Consider the following 14,451-nt stretch of genomic DNA (forward strand, 5'->3'; position numbering starts at 1 on the left):
GAAATATGTTCAATCTTACACAGAAATGGAACTTTCCATCAAATAATTACGGTCAGATATTCGGTATTGCTGATTCTGGCGTTGAAACATTCAAAGGAACTCCTATTAAATCTTTGGCACGAGAAATCTGCCAGAATTCGCTGGATGCTGCTCTTGAAAATGGAAAACCAACCCATATCGAGTTTAAAACCTTCGACATTGATCCTCGTAAAATTCCTGACTACAGCAGTTTAGAAGATGCCCTTAAAAGAGCTTTGGATTTCTGGTCACAACAACAGTCAACCAAAGCTAAGAATTTCTTCAAACAGGCATTGGCTGTAATTCATAAGCCTACTATCACTTGCTTGAGAATCAGTGATTTTAATACTTCTGGACTTGTTGGCTCCCGTGAAGAATATAATTCTCCTTGGTGTAATCTAACAAAATCTTCGGGCGCATCTGATAAATCTGGTAGTCATGGCGGCTCTTTTGGTATTGGAAAATTTGCGCCGTATGCCTGTTCTGCTCTTAGAACGGTTTTCTACAGTACCAGCGATAAAGATGGCGTTTGTGCATCACAGGGAGTTTCGAGATTGACTTCATTCAAGAACAAGAAGAATGAAATCACTCAGGGGACGGGGTTCTATGGCAATGACAAGAACAGTCCTATGTACAAGCAGTATTCTTTAGACCCTGCATACTCTCGTAGCGCTGATAACTCTGGAACCGATATTTTTATTGTTGCATTCAATGGCGATAGTGGATGGCAACATCAAATGGTTGCTTCCGTTTTAGATGGATTCCTTTATGCTATTTACAACGGAACGCTAGTTGTCGATGTTGACGGGACTGTTATTTGCAAAGACTCTCTTGCTGATTTGATGATTTCCCACAAAGAATACTTCAACGAGCACGCTGACGAATACTATCAAACGCTTACAGATGAGAACGTAGCAAGAACATTTACCAAAGAGTTTACTGATGATTCGGAAATCATTGGAAAGCTCACTTTGAAGCTAATGATTATGCCGTCTTTCAGTAGGCGAGTTGCAATGATTCGTCAGACAGGCATGAAAATTAAAGATAAAGGTAATATCAATGGCTTAATTCCCTTTGCTGGAACCCTGTTTATTGAAGGCGATGCTATTAACTCTTACCTCCGTAGTCTTGAAAATCCCCAGCACCTTGAATGGGAAGTTGAACGTGCTGACAACAAGAGTAAAGCCAAACGTCTCCTTACTTCACTAACACGCTTCATTAAGGCATCTTTGGATGAAATGAAAAATGATGAAAGTGAAGAGACCCTTGACCCAACTGTCGGCGAATATCTATCTGCCAATGACTTTGATAAATCCTCCAATCAGGAACGTACCGAAGCACTGCAAGATAGTATTAAGGATATTAAAATTCATGTAACCGAAGTAGCACCAAAGCCGACCGGAACCCAAACGGGAGACCCCGGACAAACTCTTGTAGACGATGAAGATGGTGACATTGTTATTACCGACCTTCCCGGCGAAGGTGGTAGCGGTAGTCAAGGCAAGGGAGGTCATGGCGGTCTTGGTGGTGGAAACAATCCCGGGGATGGCGGTGGTAATGTTCCTATAGAACACCGTAAGAAACTGTCTGCTATTTCCGCAGCCAGTGTTCGTAATGTGGTTCGAAACAAGGCGACAGGTGAGTATACGATTGTATTTACCCCTGATTCTTCTGCTACAGATGGCGTTTTAGAGGTGTTTATGTCGGCTGAATCCCAAAACTACGAAGCTTCTATTGTTACAGCTTCTTGTTCCGAGTGCCCTGATTTAAAATTCGATAAAAACAGAATTATGAATCTGGTATTTACCGAGAAAAAGGCTCTCAGGCTTAATATTCAGCTTGATTATCACGATTATTGTTCTTTGGAGGTGAAGGCGTATGGAAATCAAGTATAAATTATATCCGTATCCTGTCTTGTCCTCTTATTCAAACGATTACGGAACTGGTTCATTTGATGTAGCCATTGATATTGTGCGTGATGGTTATGATTTACGCATCGACTTCCTTGCAACACTTACTTGCAAAAGCCTTCAGGACTGTATCAAACAAGGGCTTGCAAAATTTGTTTACCACTTAGAGTGTGCCCAAACTGGCTTTCGGACTGTTGTTCAAACAGACAAAGTTAGTGAAGTATACACGTTGCTAAATAAGGCTGTGAATGGCAAACTGCAAATATGCCCGTTTATTGTAGCCGTTGATGATTTGAAAGGCTTTACTAGCCCGGATTTCCACGAGGATTATCAAGGAATTGCATTTGATATCGAAGCCGGTTGCGTGATGGCTGTAGGGAAAATGGTTACTGTAGATATTTCCAAAGATATTGATGATTTAGCAAATACACCGTCTATTTTCAATATCAGTAAAAATCCAGATGAAAATTGTAAGCAAATGCTGGTTGACATGTCTCAGCGTAAAATCATCATTAAGCTTCCGCTTAGCGATTTTTATAGCTACAAAGCCTTGAGTGCAACCCCTTTGGCGCTCCCAATTCTCAATTCTCTCACTGTTATACCTGCTCTTGTATACGTTTTGGAAGAGCTGAGAGCTTTACCAATTCAAGAGCGTAGTGAAAATTCAGACACATTGTGGTATAAGGTCCTATCAAAGGCACTGCTAACGCAATTTGATTGCGATATTGAAAGTGAAGAATTCAGCAACCAAAACTGCTTAGTTCTTGCTCAAAAATTGATAGACAATCCTGTTACAGATGCATTCACATTTTTGACAAGTAGCTTTGGTGCGGCGGGAGGTGACGAATTATGAAGCTACAATTTGTAAGCTACGATAACATTGATATTATCAAGTCTAATCTCAAAAGCTGGGTTGATAATTTTAAACAGGATTCTTCGGAATGGTTACAGGAGGAGTTTGGAAACGCATTGTTTTCTGACACAAAATTTACTGAAATACCTGATTTTAGTCTGGATATGTCAGAAGACAAACCATTTCTCACGGAAGCTGAAAATGTCAAACGCATTTACGGCCATTTCCGCTTTCTATCTGACTCGCAAGCTTCTGATGAGCGTTTGTGGGCAGGTCTGTGTCTTGGACCTTTCTGGAACTATGTAAAGTACAGATGGGACATTGACAAGAAATGCACCGTTGGCAATGTGCAGCAGCATTTTCTGTTTGGCTTTGGTGCCAGACGATCTCTAACGAGAAATGCTTTATCCAGATTGTGGTGGATTGGTCGTCTTACATACGATGAAAAGCGTTCTGACCCATGGGAACTTACAAAATTCGTATGTGAAAGCTCCGACTACATCATGCACATTCTGGAACGTAATACATCCAACAATCCGGCTATTATTCGTCCATTCCTTGGCGCAATAATAGAAGCCAAGGCACAGGGACTTCCGATTGACACAAACATTGTTGGAGAACTGGCTAAGTATCTTAACTTACTTGGTGGTATCTACATTTTGGACTGTTTACCTGAACAGCGCATTTACGATAAGATTCTGGCTAAAGCAAATGAGATTTGCAAGGTTCAAGAAAAAGAAACGGCATAAAGCTAACGGGTCGCTCCTTAAAGCAAAGGAGTGACCCGTTTTTTTATTCTATTGACTTGTTCAGAATATTGATAACGCTATCAGCGATAGCTTTTGCCAGATACGGAGGTACTGCATTACCAACCTGCTGGTATTGAGAATCTTTTGTTCCTTCAAAAATGAAGCTATCAGGGAAAGTCTGTAATCTAGCTGCTTCACGGATGGAAATGGCACGATCTAGCTCAGGATGAATCCACATGGATTTACGCACATTAACAACTGTTCCGCACGGTTCATTATACTTCAAACGCATATAGATAGTATTTTGCGTACGCTCTGCGTTGCTATAGGTTGTTTTAAGCTCAGGATTAAGATTATGGAAATTTTCACCTGCTTTGAGTGCCTTGAATCTCTCCATCGCTGTTGCTCTAGTGGCTGTTGTAATATGATTATACAGCGCACGACCTCTCAGCTCTTTTTCCAGTCCTTCCGCATTAGGATGTGCTTCAAGCTCAATATAGTCTCCGGTTACTTCGGTAACAGGTGCTACATCCTGAATGTCTGCAATTGCATCATGGACAGTTCTATAGTTACCCTCTGCAAATCTGATTTCAGGAGCAATATATTTGGCATTCATTTCTTTTTTGAGACCAACAATAATGAAACGTTCCCGTCGCTGAGGTGCGCCATAGTGAATTGCGTTAAGCGTGTTTTCGCTTAATATGTAATTATAAGGCTCATTCTCTAAAATTGCTCTAATGTAATCTAACACAGGATAAGACTTAACTACCGCAACTAAGCTACCGTTATCTTCGGCATACTCGAAAATATGAATATTATTGTCGGTTAACTCCTTGATTTTTATGATAGCTCTCTGTAGTAAAATTGAATTACTAATTGCCGATACTGTATCATCAAAGTTATCCTTCTGCTCAATGTATTGCAATATTTCCCTTGCCATTTTTGCATCGTTTTCCTGCAAAACATTAGGGATTTCAACTTCCGCAGTTATTTTCAAAATTTCGTCGAGTTGTGCAACCAGCTTCTTTTGATACTTTTCAAGGGTAGCATCAAATTTGGAAACGTTAATTCGGTAACGATAAAGAATATTGATAATTTTATAAAAGCTTTCAGCCCATGCAAATCCTATTTCAGTCCGTGCATTTTCAAGGAAGGTAATAGAGTTATTAAAATTCACAGATTTAGGCAAAAGCTCTATCTTATCTTCTGAAAGAGGGAGCGCCATGATTCTTTCGTTATCAAGGTCTTGTTCTTCAAGAAAAAATCTATGAACCTGAGAACGCAACATGGCAACATTTTCCATAACAAAGGCTTTTGGCTTCAGTTCACAGATTGCACGAACATACTCTTTGACCAGTCTGTTGTTCATACTAATTACTGTGGTATGCTGGCGATTTGCATTTGAAAAGCCCTGACACGGAGGGCCACCAATTACAATATCAACGGGGCCGACTGTATCTTGCAACTCTGTATAGTCTATTGTTCTCACGTCCGAATACAGGCGTGCCAATTTGAAATTTCTTTTATAAGTTTTTCTGGCGTTCACATTATTTTCTGCGGCGGCGATTATTTTTACTTGTCCTGTTTGCTTAAAGCCCAAACTTAATCCACCGGCTCCTGCAAACAGGTCAATCACATTATATATCATATTTGTTCTTCCTCCATTAGCTGCTTGCTTACATCGAAGTCGATTCCATGAGCTTCGCAAAAATTATTGATTAACTTCATAGTTTTGAAATTCGGCTTGCTTTTTCCGGATTCCCACCGATTAACGGTAGCAAAAGATACGCCCAAAGCATCTGCAAACTCTGTTTGACTCATCAGGCATTTATGACGAATCATCTTTATATCATTACAAAAGCCCATTTATAGCACCTCCACCGCAAGTATATATCATATATATAGCATCTTTATCTCTTTTTTGCAAGAAAATTCAACCATCACAGATGAACTAGCGTTATTGAGAATCGACTTCGGATGCTAGGAATGTCTAATTCGATTCAAAATAAGAGCGGCGTATCGCAAAATACACCGCTCTTTGGATATCAATAATCTTCCCCGGTAATAATACGCAGAATCAGATTATTGATTACTTTATTCTCTTTAATGCTTTCTTCGACTTGTTCAAGCCACATCTCTTCATTTTCTTTATCAAATGCTTCCAGTTCGGCACGCTGCTCCGGTGATAAGCCCTTGTATCGCTGCTCAAAATATTCTGCTCGTTCTTCCGGGGTTTCCTCTGGGTCTGTGAATCCTGCGATATCTGTTGGGAACGTATCCGGCACTAACTTTCCCTGTCTTGTCAGCCAAGCCAAGGCATCAATGAATCCCATCATGTACGTAAGGCGTTCTTTTGACGTTAGATAGAAGTTCTCCGTCTTTAGGTACTTTGTACGGGGAGACTGTCCAAACGCCTTGTAAAGCCCCTTATCGCTTTCTAAGAGTATTCTAAGACCGTCATGGTACTGCTCGTAGTTATCAAGCACCATGCTTTTCAGCGTATATAATTCGTCCGAGTTCATTTCAATCCCTCCAATATAATTTATAACATAAATTATAACATATAAATCACATCTATGGAAACATAAAATCTAACATAGAGGTGATTTAGCATGAAAGAGGAAAAATTGATAATCCATCCGAAACGTCCCAAGGGGGATGACGGTTATAAGACCTTTTCTGTTCGTATCAGAGAGGACGTTGTGCAGCGCATTGATGAAATATCGGCTCAGACAGGGCGTAGCCGAAATGAACTGATTGGTATACTATTGGAATTTTCATTAGACCGCTGCTCCATCGAGCCCAAGTAACAAAAAATCACAGGCAGCTCCTTTGCGTAATGCAGTAGGAATCGCCTGTGATTTCTTTATTTACCGTATCGTTTAATATCCACCTGTGACAGCGTATGAACAGTGGCTTTAAGCGTTCTCAAATGCTCACGACCCGCTTTATAATCCTTATGAGCAATGCAATCCTCAATCAGTTCTACATTGTCATTCACAATCATATCAAGCTGCTCTAACGAGGATTTCAACCCCAAAATGCGTTCAAAGTCTGTATAACGGGATTCAACTTTTTCTGCCGGGGATTCGTTTTCTTCACACTGCAAAGGGAACGCATCCATCCACTCTTGCAGTTCGGCTTGTGTGATATCCCCGTTCTCCCATTTGCGCCTTTCGTTGTACCATGCTTGTAACGCTTGAAGAATTGTCTCATCCTTTGTCTGGATAGCGTATTTAGGCTCTTGCGGAAGTTCGATAGGAACAAGGTCGTATTTATCCGACAGTTCAAAGAGAATGTGCATGGCATCATTATAGCTGTCGATCTGGCGGTCAACAAGCGTTTCCACAGGAACGCCGAGCCTTTGAGCAATCAATTCCAATTTATCTCTGGAAATTTGGCGATATCCAACCTCATAATTTCTTATTGCAGCTTCATTTACCCCTGCGGCTTCTGCCAATTCTGAAACGGCAGTCTTATTACGCAAACGGATTCTCTTGATTTTCTGTCCCGTTTCGATTCTCTTTTCTATCTTTATATTGTTCAAGAATTTATCCAATAAACTCATTTATTTCCCTCCAAACTGTTATGGTGTAGCGATACACCATAACACTTCAAATAATAACATCCTTTTAGGAAGAAAGCAATGGTAATCTATCGCAAACGGGGTAATCACGCAAAAATTGCCACGTCAAAAAACTGCAAGCCACATAATCGTGTCAAATCACTTGACGCCGGTAAAGCAACTGTGCTATAATGCCGTTGTGGCATAAAAAAGAATAATGCCACATAACCGTGTCTAACCAGTGATAATATAAAGGAGATGAATACTATGGCAGGAGTAACCCCGTCCATCATGGAGTGTCGCAACTACTCTGTGCAGGACATTATGAACATCTATGGTGTCGGAGAGGAAAGTGTCCGCAACTTTATCAAAAAGCATCAGAAAAACAATGATTTCCGTGTATTCATGGTGGGAAAATATCTTCGTATCGACAAGAACAGTTTTGAAGATTGGTATAACAATCATCCGAACGAGTTCTAACGTCTGGTATGGGCAGAAAACCTAAGAAGAAAGACATAGCTGAATATTTGTGGCATAGCGAGCCAACCAAAATTAACGCTACCAATGACAACTGGCGCATCCGCTACGGGTATCTTGATTCTGAGGGTAAGGAACACCAGACCACCGAAACAGTGAACAACGAACGTGCGAAAAACCAGTTCGTATCCTATCTTCTGCTCCGTGAAAAGGAACATAAGGCTGCCAAGGGCACAACGGTAGCTTCCAAAGTTGATAAAACGGAGATAGAGACCGTTGAACAGCTCTTGTATGCCTATGCCGAGCATACCAAGTATCTACATACCATCGGAGACAGATATGGGTGGGACGAGGGCACTTACAGAGCGAATATCGGCAAGATTCGTAATTACATTGTTCCTGTGTTTGGCTCATTCCCTATATGGAAAATAACCCGTGTCGATATGAGACAGGGCTTCAAGGATATGCTTCAATTACCGCAAGCCAACGGGAATCATAAGGCAAATGGGGCAAGGGTATCACAGCGTACTGTTTATGATTGCAAGAAAATCATCAGCCGAGCATTTAAGTACGCTACGGATGATTTGGAGCTTATCACAGAAAACCCCATGTTGGGTGTGACTGTAAAGCAGCCGAAGTCAAGCAGGCGTGAGGTGTGGACAGAAGAACAGTTTAATTTTGCGTATGATAACTGTTCCGATCCACAGCTCAAGCTTCTAATCAGCCTTATGGTGGCATTGAGCAGCCGTATTGGAGAATGTCTTGCCTTAACATGGTCTGATGTATACGATAACGAGGACAAGCATGAACCGTCCTATATTCGTAACTACAAGGAGTTGACTTACCGCACTGAGAAATTTATTAAAGAAACAAATGGTCGGGGGATTCTCAAAGTATTCGACCAAGTTCGCAGCACTCGACCGGATGCAAAGAGACGTGCGGTCTTTCATGTTACCAAGACGGAAAAGGAAATCGAAGCAAAGACGGACAGAATCTATATAGCGCCGGAAGTCATTTTCATGCTCCGTGATTATAGGCTTGTTCAGAATCAGCATAAGCAGCTTGCAGGAGACAGCTACATTGATGATGATTTGATATTTGCTCACGAGGATGGTACGCATATCAGTTCACAATACGCCGATGATATGTTCCGCTCACTCTATGAGCCTTTAGGACTTCCAAAAGTAGACCTGTATAGCCTAAGGCATTTCTCAATCACAAAAAAACTTGATTATAACAGGCATGACTATGTGAGCTTGGCTAAGGATACCGCCCATCGTCAGTTGAGTACGATACAGGACTATTACGAAACGCCGGAGGACAGCGTAAGAATTGATACAGCGAAAGCGATTGGAAAGTTCCTTAGTCGCTCTGGCAAATCGGATTCTGAATCTAAAGTGACAATCTCTCTGGCAGATGAAGATTTTGCAAAAAAGCTTGAGGAAGTGGCTTCTGATTCAGCCGGAAAACAGATGCTTGAGTTTGCCATTGCTATGTACGAGAAGAACAATTCGGGCAAATAAAGTTCATTCGACACCAACCCTATTTAACGCCGTTAATCACCTAAATATTTAGCTACTGTACAAAACCACTGAATTTACTGTATAATATAAGCGATACGAAACACCCGAACCATGATTCCCTTGTAGCAATAAAAGAGAACGTTCTCTCCAAGCGAAGCTTGATTATTTTTTCTTTTACTGCTCAATAAAAAAGCCGAAAACCCTTGAAAACAAAGGCTTTCGGCGTTATTATCTGGCGCGCCAAAAGGGATTCGAACCCCCGGCCTTCCCCTTAGGAGGGGGACGCTCTATCCAACTGAGCTATTGGCGCGTATATCAAATGAAATTGTAAATAGTGAGGATTGAACAACCGCTTAGGAGGCGAACGCTCTATCCTACTGAGCTACAGAGACATTTATTCAATTTTTGGCTTATTTCCTGGGTTTTTGGAACTTCAGCCTGTATTAAGAAGGCTCCGAAGAGCGGTTCTTCTAATCAAAAAGAGATCGATTTTCGACCGGTTTATTAGCGGCTTCCGTATAATTGACCCTTCCGCCATTGTTAGACGGGAAGTCGGAACTGTCGCGTCGGGAGTCATTTCTCAAGAGAAATCGAACTCACAACAGATTTACTGTTTTTCAGCAGACTCGTGCTCGCCCTTTTTCTTAGGAGGCGAACGCTGCTATCCAACTGAGCTACGGGGGCTTATACAGAAAATATTCAATTTTGCAGGGCTTTAGGATTCGAACGATTCGATTTTTAGGAGGCGACCGCTCTATCCTGCTGAGCTATTGGGGCAGCTGACATACACGATCATGCGGGGAAGCGTGCTTTTTTATTTTAGCCCAGGACCGCGGCGGTGTCAACGGATTTCTCTTCCGCCCCTTAAAAATGCCGGACGGTAAAATCTGACCACTTATCCCCGAAAAACGGCCATCCGTCTCAAAAGGATAGACGGGGTAATTAGAATCAGATATACTGGCATTGAAAGGAAGAGGAAAGGGGGTGCGGCCCATGAAGGTAAAGATGGAGATCGAGCCGGGACGGCAAGAGCCTGAGATCATCATTCTGGCAGGTGCGGAATCGGCGGAGCTTGACCGTCTGGTTCAGGAGTTATCCGGTCTGGCCCTGGACCCCATTCCGGTGTGGCGGGGAGATCAGACCCGCCGTCTGCCCCAGGGGGACTTTCTCCGCTTTTTTGCCGATGGTAAGGGGGTATCCGCCCAGACGGCGGAAGCGGTCTATGCCGTCCGTCTGCGGCTGTATGAGTTGGAGGAGCGTCTGGACCCACGGCGGTTTGTCCGCATCTCCAACTCAGAGATCGTCAATCTGGAAATGGTCACCGCCCTGGACCTGTCCCTCACCGGCACCATTCGGATGACTTTGAACGGGACGGTCACCGTCTATGTATCCCGGCGGTATGTAAAAAAGATCAAGGAGACACTGAATTTGGGAAGGAGGGAGCGGACATGAAAAAGCTGTCAGGATGGAAGGCCCGGGCCCTGCTGGGCTTTCTTCTGGGCGCGGCGCTGACACCCCTGGCGGTGTGCCTGCTCAGTACCATGATGCTGCCGGCAGAGGCCCAGGCTGTGGGCTCCGCCTGGGCGGCGGGCCTCCATGTGGTGACCCCGGCCATGGCGGAGGCTTTTGGCTCGGTGGGGCTGGCGGCTCTGGTCCAGTCCCTGCTGGGGGGGCTGTTCGGCGCCGTGGTGGCGGTGTCCACCCTGCCCTTTGCCGACGGCGGCCGGGAGCTGGTGGTCCGGTCCCTGGCCCACTTCTGCGCCACCGCCCTCTCCTTCTCCGCCCTGCTCTGGGTATGCCGGTGGCTGGACGACCCCCGGTTCATCCCCCTGTGGGTGGCCCTGCTGGCCCTGCTCTACGCCTTGATCTGGCTGGGGCGGTGGGTAGGCTGGTATGTGGAGGTGATGCAGCTGCGGACCCTGCTGGGGCTGGATCCGGGACCCACCCCCCTGAAATGGCGGGAGACCCTGCCCTATCTGCCCTTCGTGCTGCTGGTGTGCGACGGGCTGCCCCTGGTCCTCCGCTGGGTGGACCGGACTTTCGTGGTGGATGTTCCGGTGCTGTCCGGGCTGATCCTGCCCTATCTCCTGCTGCCGGTGGCCGGGTTCTGCTCTGGGGTGTCTCTGGGCAAGCGGCAGGGGGTGTGTCCCCTGTACCCCCTGGCCTGCTTTGTGTGCTACATGCCCATGGTATGGCTGCTGTTCAACAGCTCCGCCTTGTTTCACTGTTTCATGGTGGCCATCCCGGCCCTGATGGGCAATGTCCTGGGGTGGCTGTACCGCCGGGCGGTGCCGAAAAAAGGGAACGTGTAACGGCCCGACAGGGCATCTTTCCACTAAGCTGCACGGAAAGGCTTTTCACCGTAGATCTCACCGATCCTTTCATATCTGAGAACGGAGAGTTTTTATGGAAACCTTGATATTTTTTATCATTCTCCCCGCCGCATCAGGTCTTTTACAGTTTTTTCTCACCCGGAGTTCCACCTCACGACGGGTCAAATGTTCCCCGGCAGTGGTGACAGGCGTGGTGTCCCTCACCTGTTTTCTGGGAATGACCGGATGGCTCCCCCTGCCGAAGACCTATTATCTCAGCAAACCAGCCTTTGTCCAATTCCCGGATTTCTGGACGGTGTGGCTGTTCTGTTTTCCCATCTTGTTTGGCCTTGGGATGGGCGCGCTTTTCGGGGTATCTGATCTTACCGAAAGTTGATGGCCTGATCGCCCATGAAGAAAGGAGTCACAATGCAACGAAATTCAAGCGTCTGCCTCCGGTTTCTGGGTTGGTTATTTCTCCTCCAATTATCGGGGGAGCTAATCGGCCTTGCGGTCCTGTACCTCACCTTTGACCCCTTTGCAGATGGCGCGGCGATGTATGGCTATGGTCTTTTCATGCTCCCCCTCTGGGCAGTCTGGGGCTGGTTTACTCCAAAAGCCGCCCGTCCCGAAAGAAAAGAAGCGGTCGGCTGGCTGATGCTGTGGACGGCGCTGATCTGTGGACTGACCATGTTCTTGTCCAGTTATAGGATGCTGTTTGCCATGCCCCAGCAGATGGCCGGAGCCGGGCTGGCCCGACTCACGCCCGTCCACTATGGCTCAGCTTTTTATTTGAATGTGGTGGAACCCACCGCTATCGGCGCGGCCCATATACTTTTGCCCGTCCTGTTGGTGTCAGGACTGTATATGAACCAGCAGAGAGCACTCGACAGCAAATAAAAAAGACGCCTTCCGGCGTCTTTTTTATTTGCTTCAGGACAGCTGGAACTGTCCGGTATACAGGCGGTAGTAACGTCCCTGCTTCTCCAGCAGCTGGTCGTGGTCGCCCTTCTCCTCGATCTGTCCGTGCTCGATGACCACGATGCAGTTGGAGTTGCGCACCGTGGACAGCCGGTGGGCGATGACAAATACCGTTCTTCCCTCCATCAGGGCGTCCATGCCCCTCTGGATCAGGGACTCGGTACGGGTGTCGATGGAGGAGGTGGCCTCGTCCAGGATCATTACCGGGGGATCGGCCACGGCAGCCCGGGCAATGGCCAGCAGCTGGCGCTGGCCCTGGGACAGGTTGGCCCCGTCCCCGGTGACCATGGTGTCATAGCCCTGGGGCAGGCGGCGGATGAAGGAGTGGGCGTTGGCGCTCTTGGCGGCAGCGATACACTCCTCGTCGGTGGCGTCCAGCCGGCCGTACCGGATGTTGTCCATAATGGTTCCGGTGAACAGGTGGGTATCCTGGAGCACCGCTCCCAGGGACCGGCGCAGATCATCCTTGCAGATGGCCTTCACGTCGATGCCGTCATAGGTGATGAGGCCCCCCTCGATCTCATAGAAACGGTTGATGAGGTTGGTGATGGTGGTCTTGCCCGCCCCGGTGGAGCCCACGAAGGCGATCTTCTGGCCGGGATTGGCGTAGACGGACACGTCCTTCAGGATGGGCTTGCCCGGGACATAGGAGAAGTCCACATGGCTGAACCGGACGGCGCCCTTCAGTTCGGTGAGGTAGTAGTCCTCCCCGGGCACGTTGCGGACGGTGCCCCGGATCAGGTGCAGGGCAGCCTTGCCGTCGGGGCCGGGGTACTTCCAGGCCCAGCCGTGGCCGACCAGAGCAGACAGGTCGGTCACCTCGGTGAGGGAGCCGTCCCCGGCCACCTTCACCCAGAGGCCATCCTGGGAGTCCTGGTGGGGAGGCAGCAGCTTCAGGCCGCCCCCTTCCCGCACCGCCTGACCCAGCTCGGTGAGGGTCTCTTTCTCCCCCACCAGCACGGGGACCAGCGTCATGCCGCTGTTCCGGGGCGTCTTCCAGGCCCAGGTACGGGACCGGCCCTCCCCGGTGTGGATGGACAGGGAGCCGTTCTCGTCCTTCTCCGCGGACACCAGGGTGACGGAGCCCTCGTCCACCTCGGGCTTGGTGTCCATCACATCGAAAATACGCTCGGCGCCGGCCAGGGCGGACAGCAGGGTGGTCATCTGCTGGGAGATCTGGTTCAGCGGCTGGCCCACCTGCTTGGAGTAGTTCAGATAGACCACCAGACCGCCCAGGTCGAAGCCCTGAAGGACGGCCAGCAGGCCGCCAAAGGCGGCGGTAAGGGCGTAGCTGACGTTCATCAGATTGCCCGCCACCGGCATGATCATGGTGGAGTAGAAGTTGGCCCTCTGGGCGGCGTCCCGGTAGGCGTTGTTGAGCTGCCTAAATTCGGCTTTGGCCTGTTCCTCGTGGGTGAAGGCCTTGACCACCTTCAAGCCCTCGATCATCTCCTGGATCTCGCCGTTGACCTTACCCAAAGCGGCCTGCTGGGCCTGGTAGTATTTCCGGCTGCGGCCGCCCAGGTTTTTGAACAGGAACATGGTCAGGGCCAGAACCAGGGCCGTGACCAGAAACAGCTTCCAGTTGATGGTCACCATCATGACCACCAGGCCCACGAACATGAGGCAGCTGGACAGCAGGGAGACCACGCTCTGCTCCAAGGCGGTCTGGACGTTGTCGGCATCGTTGGTAAACCGGCTCATCAGTTCACCGTGGGGATGCTTGTCAAAGTAGCTCAAGGGCAGCTGCTGGAGCTTGTCGAACAGGTCCTTGCGCAGGCGGTTGACTCCACGCTGGGCCAGCCGGACCATGGTGGCGGACTGGCCGTAGGTGGCCAGACAGCCGATGAGGTAGACGCCCACCAGCTTCAGGATGGCCAGCCCCAGGCCGGCGAAGTCGGTGCAGCCCGACCAGATGAAGTTGTTGATGATGCCCCGCATCATATAAGAGCCGCCGATGTTGGTACACACCGAGATGAACAGGCACAGCAGGACAAAAAACAGGGGCAGCTTGCTGCGGGTCAGATAGCCCACCAGACGGCGGATGGTCTTGCCCATGTTTT

At 47.6% G+C, this 14,451-nt stretch carries 15 protein-coding genes and 1 tRNA gene; 10 read left to right on the forward strand and 6 right to left on the reverse strand.

Annotated features, from left to right (window positions below; all coding sequences use genetic code 11):
- Positions 1-5: 5 nt before the first annotated feature.
- The 3 genes from I6E39_RS03560 to I6E39_RS03570 are packed head-to-tail and all read left to right on the forward strand — an operon-like array spanning position 6 to position 3,530.
- A complete protein-coding gene (locus tag I6E39_RS03560) occupies positions 6-1,913 on the forward strand; it encodes a hypothetical protein (protein ID WP_235380084.1) in 1,908 nt (635 codons plus the stop codon).
- Positions 1,897-2,781: a hypothetical protein gene (locus tag I6E39_RS03565; RefSeq protein ID WP_235380086.1), complete on the forward strand. Its 885-nt coding sequence runs from the start codon at positions 1,897-1,899 to the stop codon at positions 2,779-2,781. Before I6E39_RS03560 ends, I6E39_RS03565 begins: the two co-directional genes overlap by 17 nt.
- Entirely contained in the window at positions 2,778-3,530 is a 753-nt protein-coding gene (locus I6E39_RS03570; RefSeq protein WP_235380087.1) for a DUF6339 family protein, read from the forward strand. Before I6E39_RS03565 ends, I6E39_RS03570 begins: the two co-directional genes overlap by 4 nt.
- Before the next feature lie 43 nt (positions 3,531-3,573).
- On the opposite strand, the gene I6E39_RS03575 is transcribed toward I6E39_RS03570, so the two are convergent.
- From I6E39_RS03575 to I6E39_RS03585, 3 genes are all read right to left on the reverse strand, one after another.
- On the reverse strand, positions 3,574-5,178 hold the full coding sequence (locus I6E39_RS03575; protein WP_235380088.1) for a DNA cytosine methyltransferase: 1,605 nt from the start codon (positions 5,176-5,178) through the stop codon (positions 3,574-3,576).
- The gene (locus I6E39_RS03580) at positions 5,175-5,396 is read right to left on the reverse strand and encodes a helix-turn-helix domain-containing protein (RefSeq protein WP_235380089.1); all 222 of its coding nucleotides are present in this window, start codon (positions 5,394-5,396) and stop codon (positions 5,175-5,177) included. Before I6E39_RS03580 ends, I6E39_RS03575 begins: the two co-directional genes overlap by 4 nt.
- A gap of 179 nt (positions 5,397-5,575) precedes the next feature.
- On the reverse strand, positions 5,576-6,052 hold the full coding sequence (locus tag I6E39_RS03585) for a hypothetical protein (protein ID WP_235380090.1): 477 nt from the start codon (positions 6,050-6,052) through the stop codon (positions 5,576-5,578).
- A gap of 90 nt (positions 6,053-6,142) precedes the next feature.
- Between I6E39_RS03585 and I6E39_RS03590 the strand changes: the two genes are divergently transcribed.
- Entirely contained in the window at positions 6,143-6,340 is a 198-nt protein-coding gene (locus tag I6E39_RS03590) for a ribbon-helix-helix protein, CopG family (protein WP_006773348.1), read from the forward strand.
- A gap of 56 nt (positions 6,341-6,396) precedes the next feature.
- Here I6E39_RS03590 and I6E39_RS03595 read toward each other — a convergent pair whose 3' ends face one another.
- A complete protein-coding gene (locus I6E39_RS03595; RefSeq protein ID WP_235380091.1) occupies positions 6,397-7,098 on the reverse strand; it encodes a helix-turn-helix domain-containing protein in 702 nt (233 codons plus the stop codon).
- A 264-nt stretch (positions 7,099-7,362) separates the two neighbouring features.
- Between I6E39_RS03595 and I6E39_RS03600 the strand changes: the two genes are divergently transcribed.
- Positions 7,363-7,575, forward strand: a complete 213-nt coding sequence (locus I6E39_RS03600) for a helix-turn-helix domain-containing protein (RefSeq protein WP_118040979.1) — start codon at positions 7,363-7,365, stop codon at positions 7,573-7,575.
- 8 nt (positions 7,576-7,583) lie between these two features.
- Positions 7,584-9,095: a tyrosine-type recombinase/integrase gene (locus I6E39_RS03605; protein WP_235380092.1), complete on the forward strand. Its 1,512-nt coding sequence runs from the start codon at positions 7,584-7,586 to the stop codon at positions 9,093-9,095.
- 233 nt (positions 9,096-9,328) lie between these two features.
- Here the strand turns inward: I6E39_RS03605 and I6E39_RS03610 are convergent.
- A tRNA-Arg gene (locus I6E39_RS03610) sits at positions 9,329-9,405 on the reverse strand.
- Between the two features lie 683 nt (positions 9,406-10,088).
- On the opposite strand from I6E39_RS03610, the gene I6E39_RS03615 reads away from it, so the two are divergent.
- From I6E39_RS03615 to I6E39_RS03630, 4 genes are all read left to right on the forward strand, one after another.
- Positions 10,089-10,547 (forward strand): LytTR family DNA-binding domain-containing protein, encoded by a 459-nt coding sequence (locus I6E39_RS03615; protein ID WP_235380093.1) that lies wholly within the window; start codon positions 10,089-10,091, stop codon positions 10,545-10,547.
- Positions 10,544-11,407, forward strand: coding sequence for a DUF3021 family protein (locus I6E39_RS03620; protein ID WP_235380095.1), 864 nt, complete (start codon positions 10,544-10,546; stop codon positions 11,405-11,407). The genes I6E39_RS03615 and I6E39_RS03620 overlap by 4 nt, the downstream gene beginning before the upstream one ends.
- 94 nt (positions 11,408-11,501) lie before the next feature.
- Complete coding sequence (locus I6E39_RS03625; RefSeq protein WP_235380097.1) at positions 11,502-11,804, forward strand: hypothetical protein; 303 nt, start codon at positions 11,502-11,504, stop codon at positions 11,802-11,804.
- Between the two features lie 32 nt (positions 11,805-11,836).
- Positions 11,837-12,307 (forward strand): hypothetical protein, encoded by a 471-nt coding sequence (locus I6E39_RS03630; RefSeq protein ID WP_235380099.1) that lies wholly within the window; start codon positions 11,837-11,839, stop codon positions 12,305-12,307.
- Positions 12,308-12,340: 33 nt separating this feature from the next.
- Here the strand turns inward: I6E39_RS03630 and I6E39_RS03635 are convergent, their stop codons facing one another.
- On the reverse strand, positions 12,341-14,446 hold the full coding sequence (locus I6E39_RS03635; RefSeq protein WP_235380101.1) for an ABC transporter ATP-binding protein: 2,106 nt from the start codon (positions 14,444-14,446) through the stop codon (positions 12,341-12,343).
- Between the last annotated feature and the right edge of the window lie 5 nt (positions 14,447-14,451).

Origin of the sequence: Pseudoflavonifractor phocaeensis (genome assembly GCF_021531375.1) — a bacterium.
GTDB classification, from domain to species: Bacteria; Bacillota; Clostridia; order Oscillospirales; family Oscillospiraceae; genus Lawsonibacter; species Lawsonibacter phocaeensis_B.